Annotated in this window: 11 protein-coding genes; 4 read left to right on the forward strand and 7 right to left on the reverse strand. The window is 51.3% G+C overall.

Annotated features, from left to right (window positions below):
• Positions 1-144: 144 nt before the first annotated feature.
• On the forward strand, positions 145-1,356 hold the full coding sequence (gene gltS, locus ETV65_RS22445) for a sodium/glutamate symporter (protein ID WP_129955257.1): 1,212 nt from the start codon (positions 145-147) through the stop codon (positions 1,354-1,356).
• Positions 1,357-1,411: 55 nt separating this feature from the next.
• Here the strand turns inward: gltS and ETV65_RS22450 are convergent, their stop codons facing one another.
• The 6 genes from ETV65_RS22450 to gmk form a co-directional block, all read right to left on the reverse strand.
• On the reverse strand, positions 1,412-2,737 hold the full coding sequence (locus tag ETV65_RS22450; RefSeq protein ID WP_129955258.1) for a PTS sugar transporter subunit IIC: 1,326 nt from the start codon (positions 2,735-2,737) through the stop codon (positions 1,412-1,414).
• A 233-nt stretch (positions 2,738-2,970) separates the two neighbouring features.
• Positions 2,971-5,052, reverse strand: a complete 2,082-nt coding sequence (gene recG, locus ETV65_RS22455; RefSeq protein WP_129955259.1) for an ATP-dependent DNA helicase RecG — start codon at positions 5,050-5,052, stop codon at positions 2,971-2,973.
• Positions 5,049-5,747 (reverse strand): tRNA (guanosine(18)-2'-O)-methyltransferase TrmH, encoded by a 699-nt coding sequence (gene trmH, locus ETV65_RS22460; RefSeq protein ID WP_129955260.1) that lies wholly within the window; start codon positions 5,745-5,747, stop codon positions 5,049-5,051. The genes recG and trmH overlap by 4 nt, the downstream gene beginning before the upstream one ends.
• A gap of 5 nt (positions 5,748-5,752) precedes the next feature.
• Complete coding sequence (gene spoT / locus ETV65_RS22465) at positions 5,753-7,861, reverse strand: bifunctional GTP diphosphokinase/guanosine-3',5'-bis pyrophosphate 3'-pyrophosphohydrolase (protein WP_129955261.1); 2,109 nt, start codon at positions 7,859-7,861, stop codon at positions 5,753-5,755.
• A gap of 19 nt (positions 7,862-7,880) precedes the next feature.
• Entirely contained in the window at positions 7,881-8,156 is a 276-nt protein-coding gene (gene rpoZ / locus ETV65_RS22470) for a DNA-directed RNA polymerase subunit omega (RefSeq protein WP_015699238.1), read from the reverse strand.
• 54 nt (positions 8,157-8,210) lie between these two features.
• Positions 8,211-8,834 carry a guanylate kinase gene (gene gmk / locus ETV65_RS22475; protein ID WP_129955262.1) on the reverse strand — a complete coding sequence of 208 codons (624 nt, stop codon included), beginning with the start codon at positions 8,832-8,834 and terminating at the stop codon, positions 8,211-8,213.
• 278 nt (positions 8,835-9,112) lie between these two features.
• Here gmk and ligB point away from each other — a divergent pair, with 278 nt between their 5' ends.
• Positions 9,113-10,810, forward strand: coding sequence for an NAD-dependent DNA ligase LigB (gene ligB, locus ETV65_RS22480; RefSeq protein WP_129955263.1), 1,698 nt, complete (start codon positions 9,113-9,115; stop codon positions 10,808-10,810).
• Positions 10,811-10,829: 19 nt separating this feature from the next.
• Here ligB and ETV65_RS22485 read toward each other — a convergent pair whose 3' ends face one another.
• Positions 10,830-11,447 (reverse strand): trimeric intracellular cation channel family protein, encoded by a 618-nt coding sequence (locus tag ETV65_RS22485; protein ID WP_129955264.1) that lies wholly within the window; start codon positions 11,445-11,447, stop codon positions 10,830-10,832.
• Positions 11,448-11,792: 345 nt separating this feature from the next.
• On the opposite strand from ETV65_RS22485, the gene ETV65_RS22490 reads away from it, so the two are divergent.
• Both ETV65_RS22490 and fabF read left to right on the forward strand, forming a co-directional pair.
• Entirely contained in the window at positions 11,793-12,413 is a 621-nt protein-coding gene (locus tag ETV65_RS22490; RefSeq protein WP_129955265.1) for a TetR/AcrR family transcriptional regulator, read from the forward strand.
• A gap of 143 nt (positions 12,414-12,556) precedes the next feature.
• Positions 12,557-13,831: a beta-ketoacyl-ACP synthase II gene (gene fabF / locus ETV65_RS22495; RefSeq protein ID WP_129955266.1), complete on the forward strand. Its 1,275-nt coding sequence runs from the start codon at positions 12,557-12,559 to the stop codon at positions 13,829-13,831.
• Positions 13,832-13,843 lie beyond the last annotated feature (12 nt).

The raw sequence follows: 13,843 nt of genomic DNA on the forward strand, positions 1-13,843 counted from the left end.
TGGGATTGGGTGGGATTTATGACCTGTTTTTCTTGCCTGATGTAGTGTGTATGACTTCTAATTCAGTTTCTGGGAAAAAATATGTCAGTGTAAATTTTATAAGCCAATAATTTTATTGGATTTATTTCAGAATGGAGTTCGTCAATGATTCAACTCGATACCTACGGCACCCTGGTTGCTGCCACGTTGGTACTCCTTTTAGGACGAAAATGCGTCCAGTCGGTCAAATTCCTCAAGAAATACACCATTCCTGAACCTGTTGCCGGTGGTTTACTGGTCGCTTTATTGCTGCTGCTCGCTAATCAGATGTTCGGCTGGGAAGTCGGTTTCGACATGTCTTTAAAAGAGCCACTGATGCTGGCGTTTTTTGCCACGATCGGTCTTAACGCTAATCTGGCAAGCCTGCGGAAAGGTGGGAAATCCCTGTTTCTGCTGGTCTTTGTTGTTCTGGGTTTACTGCTTTTGCAAAATGCCATCGGCATCGGTATGGCGAAAATGCTGGGGCTGGATCCGCTGATGGGATTGCTGGCGGGGTCGATTACCCTTTCCGGCGGGCATGGCACCGGGGCGGCATGGAGCAAACTGTTTATTGAGCGTTATGGCTTTGAAAATGCCACAGAAGTCGCTATGGCCTGCGCGACTTTTGGACTGGTTCTTGGCGGTATTATTGGCGGTCCGGTGGCGCGCTATCTGGTTAGCCATTCTTCCTCCCCCAACGGAAATCCTGAAGATACGGTCGATCCGAGCGCATTTGAGAAACCGTCAATTGGCAGAATGATTACGCCACTGGTGATGGTGGAAACTATCGCCCTGATCGCGATTTGCCTGATGGCAGGTACATATACCTCCAGCATGTTGCAAGGTTCGGCCTTTGAAATCCCAACCTTTGTCTGCGTGCTCTTCGTGGGCGTTATCATGAGTAACGTACTGGCATGGCTCGGTTTTTACCGTGTCTTTGACCGTGCGGTATCCGTGCTGGGTAACGTCAGTTTGTCGCTGTTCCTCGCCATGGCTTTGATGAGTCTTAAATTATGGGAGATGGCATCTCTCGCGTTGCCGATGATGGCGATTCTTATCGTGCAAACGCTCTCGATGGCGTGTTACGCAATTTTCGTGACTTATCGCGTGATGGGAAAAAACTACGATGCAGCGGTGCTGGCGGCAGGACACTGTGGTTTCGGGCTGGGTGCTACCCCGACGGCTATTGCCAATATGCAGGCGATCACCAATCAGTTTGGTCCTTCGCATCTTGCGTTTCTGGTGGTGCCGATGGTGGGGGCGTTCTTCATTGATATTGCTAATGCGATTGTGATTAAACTCTATCTGATGTTGCCCGTATTCCCGGCGATCAGTTAAAAAAACAGGCACAGAAACGTCGCTTCTGTGCCTGACTCATTCCTTCCCGTCAGGTTTATTGTGCTGCGTCCGCTTTTTTAGTGAACATCGGTTCGGCTTCAGCGGTTTTCTCCTGCGTCAGTAACTGCTTCTCATAAACTTTGAAGAACGGGTAATAAATCACCATCGACAGCGCCATCAGTAGTATGACCAGTATTGATACTTTGAAATCCCAGCCCATTGCCCATGCCGCACCAATCGGCGCTGGCGATGTCCACGGAACCAGTGAAATCATGTGCGGAAGAATATCCGTCGAAACGGCAAAATAGGCGATAACAGCATTGACCATCGGTGCCAGCAGGAAAGGGATGAAAAATACCGGGTTCATGACGATAGGCGTGCCAAAAATCACCGGCTCATTGATATTGAAACAACTTGGCACCAGGCTGAGTTTCCCCATCGTACGCAGATGTGCTGATTTACTTCGGCAGAATAACAGCACCAGCCCCATCGTCGCTCCTGAACCGCCAATAACGATCAGGAAATTCCAGAAGGCCTCGGTCATGATGTGTGTCATGGGTAAACCGGCAGCGAGATCGGTCTGATTCAGACCGAGATTGGTTAACCAAAACGCTTGCAACATACCGGAAACAATGGCCGAGCCATGGATGCCCGCAAACCACAGCAGGTGGCAAATCAGCACGGCGAGAAGTACTGCAGGCAGTGAGTCTGCGGCAGAAATCAGCGGTTCAAACAGCGCCATAATCGCCTGTGGCAACAACATATCAAACCCTGACTGTACCAGTAAGCTCAGCGGGAAAAGCGTAATCACCACGGCAACAATCGGGATCAACAAATCAAACGAATGCTTAATGTTTGAAGGCACCTGTTCGGGTAAACGGATACCAATATTGTATTTTTTCAGTAACCGCGTCAGTTCGGTGACATAAATTGCCACCAGAATGGCGGTAAAGATCCCCACGCCGCCCAGCGCTGCCGTCGACATCTTTTCATCAATCTGCGGTGCTGCGACCAGCAGGAAAGACATCAGCGCCAGCATTGCGGTCATGAACGGATCGAGTTTATAACTTCTCGCCAGATTGTAGGCAATCGATGCCGAGATGTAGATAGACATGATGCCCATCGTCATATTGAACGGTGTCAGGATCTGCACTTCATATTTTGCCGAGAGCGCCAGCCAGTTTCTGGCAAAGCCCCAGGACGATTCAGGCGAGAACGGCGGGTGAACAAAAACCAGTAAAAACGAACCCACAATCATAAAGGGCATTGCTGAAATAAAGCCATCCCGCACCGCCATGACATGTCGCTGTGAAGACAGTCGTGCGGCAAAGGGGCTGATTTTTTGTTCTATAAAGGTAAAGAGGGATTGACTGATACTCATGATGATTTGACCTTATGTTGAGGACATCAGACAGGGTTGCCTTAATAATCATCAGTGTAGTGGCGGGGTGTGGAACCGGTTACCTGCTTTGCCCCACTCTGTGAAGGTTATCAAATAACCTGAGCGGAAAGCTGTTTTGAAGACGCAATGGGGAAAAGGGAAGAGAATATGTTGAAAACAAAACATCATTATTAATAATGATTTGATGAAGTGCGAATGAGCGAGAAGAGAGATCAGGCGTTAGTGTAACGGACTCTTTCTGGCAGCCAGCGCTCAATCAGGGCCTGGGCATGGTCAGGGAATTGTTGCTGCAGATAACGTGCAATGCGCTGTACATCCGGGATCATCGCCTGATCACGTAATAAGTCAGCGACTTTAAACTCGGCACTGCCCGTCTGACGCGTGCCCAATAGTTCACCTGGCCCGCGGATTTCTAAATCCTGCTGAGCAATAACGAAGCCGTCGTTGCTGTCGCGTAAAACCTGCAAACGTTTCTGTGCTGTTTTGCTGAGCGGCGTTTTATAGAGCAGAACACAGTGAGAAGCCACGGCACCACGACCCACGCGCCCGCGTAACTGGTGTAACTGGGCCAGCCCTAAACGCTCCGGGTTTTCGATAATCATCAGGCTGGCGTTCGGTACGTCAACGCCGACTTCAATGACAGTCGTTGCCACCAGAAGTTGTACTTCACCTTGTTTGAAGGCCTGCATGACGGCCTGCTTTTCCAGGGCTTTCATGCGACCGTGAACCAGTCCGATATTCAGAGCCGGGAGTGCCTCCTTCAGGCCTTCCCATGTGGCTTCTGCGGCCTGCGCTTCCAGCATCTCCGACTCTTCAATCAGTGTACACACCCAATAAGCCTGACGATTTTCCTGCTCGCAGGCACTTTTGACGCGGCTGATAATGTCGCTGCGTCGTGTGTCCGGAATGGCGACAGTAGTCACCGGCGTGCGCCCTGGCGGCAGTTCGTCGATGACTGACGTATCCAGATCAGCGTAAGCGGTCATTGCCAGTGTGCGTGGGATCGGCGTGGCGGTCATGATCAGCTGATGCGGGTGGAAGCCCTGTTGCAAACCTTTTTCCCACAACGCCAGACGCTGATGCACACCGAAACGGTGTTGTTCATCGATAATGACCAGCGACAGTGACGAGAACAAAACCTGTTCCTGAAAGATAGCGTGCGTCCCCACCACCATCGAAACCTGTCCGCTGGCGATCGCATCCTGTTGCGCCTGCCGTGCTTTACCCTTTTGTTTACCCGCCAGCCAGCCGACCTGAATACCCAGCGGTTCAAACCACTGACGGAAATTATTCGCATGCTGTTCGGCCAGCAATTCTGTCGGTGCCATTAATCCGACCTGTTGCCCCTGAGCAATAGCGCAAAGTGCGGCAAGGGCGGCCACCAGCGTTTTACCTGAGCCCACGTCGCCTTGCACCAGACGCATCATGGGATAACTTTTGGCCAGGTCCTGTTCAATTTCCGCCACAACCCGTTGCTGCGCACCGGTGGGGCTGAAAGGAAGAGAGGCAAGGAACTGATTTTTCAGGCGATCGTCATGACGCAGCGGCAGAGCTTTATAACTCTGAGTACCGGCACGGACGGCCAGCATACTGAGATTATGTGCCAGCAATTCTTCCATAATCAGTCGGCGTTGAGCAGGATGATGACCTTTCTCAAGATCGGCGAGCTGGATATCAGGCGGCGGGCGATGCAGTAAATGCAGCGCCTGAGGAAGGGGGATCAGCGAACGGCTCAGTTCCTCTGGTAACAGTTCGGCAATAGGTACTGTGTCGAGCAGTTCAAGTGCCTGATCCGTCAGTTTACGCAATGTCGCCTGACGGATACCTTCTGTTGTCGGATAAACCGGCGTCAGTGATTCCTGCAGCACGACTTCGCTGTTTTCACCCTGAATACGGTATTCCGGGTGAATGATTTCAGCGCCGATCGTGCCGCGTTTGATTTCACCATAAGCGGTAACACGACGCCCTGCAGCCAGACTGTTTTTCATTGCGGCGTTAAAGTTGAAGAAGCGTAACGTCGCCATGCCTGTGCCGTCACTTATCTGACAGGTCAGCATCCTGCGGCGACCAAAACTGATATCGCTGCGCAGGACTTCGCCTTCTATCGTCGCGAAAATGCCGGGTTGTAAATCATTGATGGTGTAAAGGCGGGTACGATCTTCATAGCGTAAAGGAAGATGAAACAGTAAATCCTGAATAGTTTCAAGGCCGAGTTTGGCGAGTTTGTCTGCCTGGCTGGCTCCGACGCCGGAAAGCGACGTCAGTGGGATAGCGTCGAGCAGGCGGCCTTTCATCTTTTCTTAACCGTCATTTGCATCGCAGACCACCATTCATCATCGGCAATGATTTGCCCGCGATCGTCAATGAAAGGGCGGGGCAGTTTCTTCCGCTTTGCCACATTCGACAGGACCGGATAGCCGCCTTCAAACAGCAGCCGCTGCTGTTCTTTCTCGTTCAACAGGCTGTTATCGCGACGATACATACCGGCATTTTCGCGCTGGCGCTGCGCTTCATACAGGATTAACGCTGAGGCGACAGAAACGTTCAAAGATTGCACCATACCGATCATCGGAATGATGATATCGCTGTCTGCCAGCGCTAATGCTTCAGGTGTGATACCGGTTTTTTCCTGACCGAGCAAAATACAGGTCGGGCGGGTGTAATCAATCGCGCGGAAGTCGACGGCTTTCTCTGACAAGTTTGTTGCCAGGATTTGCATGCCCTTCGCTTTCATTTTGGCGACGGCATCCTGAATATTTTTGTGCGTTTTGACCTGAACCCAGCTGTTGCTACCCGCCGCCGAAGAGACCAGTGTCTTCATTCGGGTGGTGGGCCAGACAGCATGAATTTCGTGAACGCCGACGGCGTCTGCCGTGCGGATGACGGCAGAAACGTTATGCGGTTTATGCACCTGCTCCATGCAAACCGTCAGGTCTGGCTGTCGGGCTGTAAGCATTTCGCGGATGCGCGCATAACGTTCTGGGGTCATAACAATCAGTTTCGGTTGCGGGTAACTTTAATGACGTCCGGCATAATACGAATTTTACGCATGATATTCGCCAGATGAACGCGATCGCGGGTCGTCAGGCGGATAAAGGCGCTGTAGACGCGACCGTCTTTTTCTTCGGTGCTGAGACTCTGAATGTTCGACTGCGCGGCATTTATCGCGGCGGTCAGGTTCGCCAGTGCGCCCTGATGATTGAACATATCGACTTTTATTTCAGCGATAAATTCCTGATCAGTTTCCTGGTGGTCATCCCAGTCAACGGCCATGAATTTCTCAGGTTCTTTCTGATAACCGCGAATATTACGGCAGGATTCATGGTGGATCACCAGCCCTTTACCTGGACTGACGTGCGCAATAATCGGGTCGCCTGGGATCGGACGGCAGCATTTCGCGAACGTGATCAGCACGCCATCTGCGCCTTTAATCGGCAGATTACGGGTCCCTGACGATGCCATTGAAGACTGGTCACCCATCAGGTTTTTGGCCACCACAACGCTCATGGCATTGCCGAGGCCGATTTCTGCCAGCAGGTCATCCATCGCCGGGAGCTTCATACGATCCAGCTCGTTTTTAATGTTTTCCGGCGGAATATCTGACAGTTTTTTACCCGCACCCAGCGCATGATTGAGCAGGCGACGCCCCAGTGAAACGGAGTCATCACGTTTCAGGTTTTTAAGCATCTGGCGGATTTTGGCGCGCGCGCGTGAGCTCACGACAAAGTTCAGCCAGGCGGCATTCGGGCGGGCACCCGGTGCGGTAATAATTTCGATAGTTTGTCCGCTGGTCAGCGGCTGCGAGAGCGGATAAGGCTGGCGATCAACGCGCGCGCCAACGCAGGCATGGCCGATATCGGTATGCACGGCGTAAGCAAAGTCGACCGGTGTCGCACCCGCAGGCAATTCGACAATACGACCTTCCGGCGTAAAGACGTAAATCTCGTCCGGGAACAGATCTGATTTTACGCTCTCGATAAATTCAAAGGAGTTGCCCGCACTTTGTTGCAGTTCAAGCAGACTCTGTAACCAACGTTGAGCGCGGATCTGCGCCGTGGTACTGGTTTCACTGTTCTCTTTATAAGCCCAGTGCGCCGCAACCCCCATCTCCGCCATCTGATCCATATCTTCAGTACGGATCTGCACTTCAACCGGCACACCATGCGGGCCGATTAGCGAAGTATGCAAAGATTGATAGCCGTTGGCTTTGGGGATGGCGATGTAATCTTTAACCCGACCCGGACGCGGTTTGTACAGACTATGCGCCTGCCCTAACACGCGATAACAGGTATCGAGTTCTTTAACGATCACCCGGAAGGCGTAGATATCCATAATGGAATGGAAACGCTGTTCCTTCAGGTGCATTTTACAATAGATAGAATACAGGTGTTTTTCGCGACCACTGACACGACACTGAATACCGGCTTCGGTTAAACGGCCTTCAATCTCCGAGAGGATTTTTTGGATCATCTCTTTACGGTTACCCCGCGCGGCTTTCACCACTTCTTTGATGACGCGATAACGGTTTGGATAGAGGGCTTCGAAGCCCAGCTCTTCGAGCTCGGTTTTCAGGTGGTGGATACCCAACCGGTGTGCCAGCGGGCTGTAAATTTCCAGCGTTTCGCGGGCAATACGGCGACGTTTGTCCGGACGCAAAGAGCCCAGCGTGCGCATGTTATGGGTACGGTCAGCGAGTTTGATCAAGATGACGCGAATGTCTTGCACCATCGCCATGACCATTTTGCGGAAGTTTTCCGCCTGCGCTTCTTTCTTATCGCGGAATTTCAGCTTGTCTAACTTTGAAACGCCTTCAACCAGTTCAGCAACGCTTTTGCCAAACAGTTGTTCCATATCCTGGTAAGTTGCAGGCGTGTCTTCGATAACGTCGTGTAATAACGCCGCCATCAAAGTCTCATGATCGAGCCTCATTTCAGCCAAAATACATGCCACGGCTACCGGGTGAGTAATATACGGCTCACCGCTGGAACGTGTTTGCCCCTCGTGCGCGTCCCGCGCCACGAGGTAAGCCTGCACGAGGCGCTTAATTTGCTCCTCCGGCAGGTATTTTTGAATCAGTTGATTCAGGCTTTCAAAGATATACAAGTGGGATCCGTTTCGTTAATTAACGACGGCCTTCAGCGATGGCAGTCACTGCCTGAATCTCTGCGGCTTCCTGCTCTTGTTGCTCCTGACGGTCACGAACGTCGAGGATCTGATTGGTGATCAGGCCTTCTTCGATTTCGCGCAGGGCAATGACAGTGAATTTATCGTTTTCTTCAGCAACCAGTGGATCTTTACCACCAGATTGCAGCTGGCGTGCGCGACGTGCAGCCACCAACACCAGGTCAAAACGGTTACCAATTTTTTCAACAGCGTCTTGAACAGTTACGCGTGCCATATATGTGCTACTCCACAGGGTGACGAAAGACTGGGCATAATACTGAAAGTGTCTTCAGTCTGCCAATAGTTTGGTGATTAATCCGTCATGACGGAGCCGCTGACGGCTCAGACGCAGACGTTCAGCGCGAATAATGGTTTTTAAATCCGATAAAGCCAGATCAAAATCATCATTCACAATTAAATAGTCGTATTCGGCAAAGTGGGTCATTTCAGCCACGGCTTGTGCCATACGTTTTGCGATAACTTCCTCGCTGTCTTGCCCGCGGCCACGCAAGCGTCGGTCTAGCTCATCTTTCGATGGCGGCAAGACAAAAATACTGCGTGCCTGCGGCATTTTTTTCCGGATTTGCTGCGCGCCCTGCCAGTCGATATCCAGAAAAACATCCACACCCGACGCTAAAACCTGCTCGATGGTTTCACGCGACGTCCCGTAATAATTACCGAAAACTTCTGCATGTTCTAAAAAGGCATCACGTTCAATCATCTCGCGAAACGCTTCTTTGTCGACAAAGAAGTAATGCTCGCCATGTTTCTCGCCCGGACGTATAGCACGGGTGGTATGAGAAATAGAAACCTGTGTGTCGTAGAGCGGTTGTGTTTTAAGTAAAGCCTGAATCAGACTTGATTTACCTGCTCCACTCGGGGCGGAGACAATATACAGCGTGCCTTGAACCATAATGACGTTTCAACTGAATGGGTTGATAGGAAGTATGCGAAGAGTGATCTCCCGCACAGTATACACGCTCGCCGCATTCGGTGCAGCGTCCAGACGTATTTCATCGCAACTTTGCCGCAGAAAATAGCCTTTCCTGAGAGATTTACGTGCTGCATTCCACATTTTCTTTTCGTTGCAGCAACAGATGAAATAATCAGGAAGGCATCTCGCAATAAGGGGTTATGCCACTGGCAGGAAAAATCACACCGGCGTTTACTGGTCTCCACAAGGAGGTGCTAATGCGCCAGTTTATTTATCTTATTTGCCTGCTCACTTTTGTTTTCTCTGCTTCAGGTCAGGATACGCTGTCGCCGGAATGTCCCGGCTGGCCATCAGAACGTCTGACACAGGAAACCCGTCACCTCACCGCTCAGTTGACCCAATGGGATGCCGCCTATCATCAGTCTGGCAGCAGCCCGATTGAAGATTCGGTCTATGATCATTTGCGTCAAAAACAACAATTCTGGTTGCAGTGCGCCAGCCAACCGGTACCTGAGCTGACAATGCCAGCCAGTGATGATGCAGAATATGTGCATCCGGTGGCCCATACCGGCCTGCATAAAATGAAAGATAAACACGCGGTCGCAAACTGGATGCAGGGACGAAAGAATCTGTGGGTACAGCCCAAAATCGATGGCGTTGCAGTATCGCTGATTTACCGTTACGGGAAACTGGCCGCACTGGTAAGTCGCGGCGATGGCGAGAAAGGGCAAAACTGGACGGCAAAAGCTGCGTCAATTCCGGCGATCCCGCTCAACATTCCGGACATGAGCCCTGAGTTGGTATTGCAGGGCGAGCTTTATCTGAAGATGAACGGTCATCATCAAAATGTTGATGGCGGGATGAATGCAAGATCAAAAGTCGCAGGTGCAATGATGCGTACCTCTGCTTCTGACCTGCTGAAGCAAACGGGTATTTTTATCTGGTCATGGCCGGACGGTCCGGTGCTTATGGCTGATCACCTGGAGAAACTCAGACAGTTCGGTTTTCCGGTTGTGGCTCAGTTCACGCTGGCGGTGAGCTCTGTCGAAGACGTCGAAAAATGGCGTGAAGACTGGTTTCACCAACCCCTGCCTTTTGCGACGGATGGCGTGGTCGTTCGTCAGCAAGAAGAACCTGCGGGGAAATATTGGCAAAGTAAGCCTGCAATCTGGGCGGTCGCCTGGAAATATCCGCCCGCCAGACAGCTCACCGATGTCACGGGCATCAGCACCACGACAGGACGAAACGGGAAAGTCACCGTTATCCTCAACCTGAAACCCCTGCGGCTGGACGATAAGTTAGTCAGTAAGGTGAGTTTGGGATCGGTCAGCCGGTTCCGGCAATGGGATGTTCTTCCCGGTGATCAGGTCGCAATCGCGCTGGCCGGACAGGGGATCCCACGACTTGATGAAGTGACATGGCGGGTAAATGAGCGTACGGAGATGCCTTTGCCTGATCCAACGCGCTATAACGCACTTTCCTGCTTTACACCTGAACCGGACTGCATACAACAATTTCTCTCACGCCTGATCTGGCTCAGCGGGCCGGAAGCGTTGGATATGGCAGGGTTTGGCGGGGCCACATGGCAAAAGTTATTGGATGCTTCCCCGGGGGGTTCTCTCATCAGTTGGTTAAGTCTTAATGAAAAAGAACTGGATGCTGTTCCGGGTATCAGTATTAAACAGGCGCAAAAACTGATGGCGCAGATTCATCTTGCGCGCGGAAAAGGCTTCCGGCGCTGGCTGTCAGCAATAGGATTCCCTTCTTTTGCACTGGGATTTGCAGAACAGCAGCAAAGCTGGAACAGGTTGACACAGCTGACCTCTCACGACTGGGAGATGACTGAGGGGATCGGGGCCAAACGGGCCGCTCAGGTTTTTGACTTTATACATCATCCGGACGTTGAGGTTTTGTCCAATGCTTTGAAGCAGGCGCAATTGCCTGCATTCCGCTAGCGGGCTACACGGCGGCGCATTAATGGTCCGAATGCGGGTAATTAAAGACAGGCAATCCAAGGCGAAAACGCAGGGCGATAAGACGTGCGGTAAAGCCGATCAGCAGTGTAATGATAACGACCAGATTGTGGGGCAATGAGAAATATTGCAGCCCGATATAAACCCAGGCGGAAGCAAACGACACGCCGGCATAAATTTCTTTCTGAAACACCAGCGGGATCTGATTGCACATCATGTCCCGCAGCACACCGCCAAAAACACCGGTAATGACTGCACAAACGGAAGCAATGATAGCGCCATGTCCCATATCGAGGGCCACCTGTGTCCCGATAATGGAAAATACCACCAGCCCCAGGGCATCAAGCACTAAAAAAAGCTTTCTCAGATGTTGCATGAGAGGAGCCAGCCAGGTGGTCATGAGCGCTGCAACAGCCACAATCACGATGTACTCCGGATGCTTCACCCATCCCAATGGATAATGGCCTAACAGCATGTCGCGGACAGAGCCGCCACCAATGGCCGTCGCTGCCGCAATAATAATGACACCAAAGGAGTCCATTTTCCGACGTCCGGCAGCCAGGGCACCGGTCATGGCTTCTGCGGTGATCCCAATAATATAAAGAACGGTGAGTAACATGGATGTTCGCCAGACAAATCAGTAAATGGGAAAACAGTAGCCGCGTAGAGTAATGAGTTCCTCATTGATGCTCGACTGAATTTTTCTTTTGCATTGGTTTTAGGATTATTAAATCTAATGTGAATGGCCTTTCAATCCGCCAGAGTAAAAGGATAAAGAAGAATGCCGGGTTATTTTAGATTAGAAAAACAGGGGTTGCTTGCCTGTTTTGACCCTGCTTTAACATTTATCCATGCCCCCGATTTCTTCTCAGCAGTGAATTTTCTCCTTTTATAGGTTACGATTAATTAAAATCGTCACTCATTGACGCATTGCTTAATTGTTAAATCTGCTCCGGAGGAGTTTATGAAGCCCGATATTCCGGTTGCGTTAACACAGCGTGGACCTGCCGAGCATGAACGTCGTGAACAAATTATAAATGCGGCCTTTGAGCTCTTTCGTCTTTATGGTTATGCCAAAACATCAGTGGCTGATCTTGCCAAATCCATCGGTGTTTCAAGCGCTTACATTTATAAATTTTTTGAATCGAAACAGGCTATTGGCGAAGCTATTTGCTCGCAGCGGGTGGGTCAGATAGATGAGGCACTCATGGTCATTGCGCAAAGTAACCAAAGTGCGACCCTGCGCCTGAGATCTATTTTTAAAACGCTGCTGACGCGTAGTCTGGATCTCTTCTTCCAGGACAGGAAATTGCATGATCTGGCTGCAACAGCGTCGGCTCAGCAATGGAAATCGACATTAAATCATCGTGCTATGATTTACAGCATTGTTGAAAAAGTGGTTACCGATGGCCGGGAGTCCGGTGAGTTTGAGCGTAAAACGCCACTGGATGAGGTTTGTATGGCGATCACCACGGTGACAACGCCATTTTCGCATCCGTTATTGCTGGAACAAAAAACACCTGAACAATTGGAAGAGCGTGTTCAGGCGATCACCAGCCTGGTCCTGCGAAGTCTGGCAAAGTAGACGCAACAAAATTTTGGGTTACGGGTTTACAAAAACGTAATTCGTCACATACTGTCAGCCGTTATTATCAAGAAACCCGTTTCTGGCCGGTTCATATATCGCCTGCGGAAACTTACGTCTTATACAGACAGAGAGGAATGTTTATGACTCATCGTCGAGTGGTTATTACCGGCATGGGGGCTGTGAGTCCTCTGGGCTGTGATATCGAAACTATCTGGAAGCGTCTGCTGGCCGGTCAGTCTGGTATCCGTGTTTTGCCGGAAGAAATTGTAGAAACACTGACCGTGAAAATTGGTGGTCAGGTACAAACTAAAGAACAGGATCCTGAGTCTGGTTTCGATCCGGATCAGTTCGTGGTACCAAAAGACCAGAAAAAAATGGACCGTTTCATCCTGTTTGCGATGGCTGCTGCCGATATGGCCGTTGCTGACGCGGGCTGGAAAGCCGAAACACCGGAACAACAGGAACGTACAGCAACCGTTATCGGTTCGGGTATCGGTGGCTTCCCGGCGATTGCCCATGCCGTGCGTACCAACGACAGCCGTGGCGCTAAGCGTTTGTCGCCTTTCACGATACCGTCGTTCCTGGTGAATCTGGCGTCTGGTCAGGTTTCCATTAAACATCAGTTTAAAGGCCCGATTGGCGCGCCGGTAACGGCTTGCGCGGCAGGTGTTCAGGCGATTGGTGATGCGGTGCGTTTGATTCGCAATGACGAAGCCGATGTTGCACTGTGTGGCGGCGCGGAAGCGGCTATCGATACTGTGAGCCTGGGGGGTTTTGCGGCGGCGAAAGCCATGTCTACCGGGCATGAAGATCATCCGGAAAAAGCTTCCCGTCCGTTCGACAGCGCACGTGATGGTTTTGTTATGGGCGAAGGCGCGGGCATGCTGGTGATTGAAGAACTGGAGCATGCGAAAGCACGTGGCGCCAGAATTCTGGCTGAGATTGTCGGTTACGGTACCAGCGGTGACGCCTACCACATGACGTCCGGTGCGGAAGATGGCAACGGTGCGGGCCGCGCGATGAAAATCGCGCTGCGCCAGGCAGGTATTCAGCCTTCAGACGTGCAGCATCTGAATGCTCACGCAACTTCTACGCCGGTGGGCGATCTGGGTGAAATCAATGCGATTAAAACCCTGTTCGGCACTGACGGTAAACTGGCTGTCACGTCTACCAAATCTGCAACCGGACATCTGTTGGGAGCGGCTGGCGGGCTGGAAACCATTTTCACCATTCTGGCCGTACGCGACCAAATTGTTCCTCCGACGCTGAATCTGGAAAACAAAGACGAAGCGGCTGCGGGGTTGAATATTGTAGGTAATATCGCGCAGAAACATGATATTACGTACGCGCTGTCAAACGGCTTCGGTTTCGGTGGCGTGAACGCCTGCGTATTGCTGAAACGCTGGGAAGACTAATTTCCTTTTTCG

The organism is Rahnella sp. RFA10(1/100), from assembly GCF_004195115.1.
Classification (GTDB): domain Bacteria; phylum Pseudomonadota; class Gammaproteobacteria; order Enterobacterales; family Enterobacteriaceae; genus Rahnella; species Rahnella perminowiae.

Bases quoted from the DNA above. Each gene is read 5' to 3' on its own strand.
- recG (WP_129955259.1), bottom strand. From the start codon at position 5,052: ATGAAAGGCCGCCTGCTCGACGCTATCCCACTGACGTCGCTTTCCGGC.
- ETV65_RS22485 (WP_129955264.1), bottom strand. From the start codon at position 11,447: ATGTTACTCACCGTTCTTTATATTATTGGGATCACCGCAGAAGCCATG.
- ETV65_RS22490 (WP_129955265.1), top strand. From the start codon at position 11,793: ATGAAGCCCGATATTCCGGTTGCGTTAACACAGCGTGGACCTGCCGAG.
- ligB (WP_129955263.1), top strand. From the start codon at position 9,113: ATGCGCCAGTTTATTTATCTTATTTGCCTGCTCACTTTTGTTTTCTCT.
- rpoZ (WP_015699238.1), bottom strand. From the start codon at position 8,156: ATGGCACGCGTAACTGTTCAAGACGCTGTTGAAAAAATTGGTAACCGT.
- gmk (WP_129955262.1), bottom strand. From the start codon at position 8,834: ATGGTTCAAGGCACGCTGTATATTGTCTCCGCCCCGAGTGGAGCAGGT.
- trmH (WP_129955260.1), bottom strand. From the start codon at position 5,747: ATGACCCCAGAACGTTATGCGCGCATCCGCGAAATGCTTACAGCCCGA.
- gltS (WP_129955257.1), top strand. From the start codon at position 145: ATGATTCAACTCGATACCTACGGCACCCTGGTTGCTGCCACGTTGGTA.
- ETV65_RS22450 (WP_129955258.1), bottom strand. From the start codon at position 2,737: ATGAGTATCAGTCAATCCCTCTTTACCTTTATAGAACAAAAAATCAGC.
- fabF (WP_129955266.1), top strand. From the start codon at position 12,557: ATGACTCATCGTCGAGTGGTTATTACCGGCATGGGGGCTGTGAGTCCT.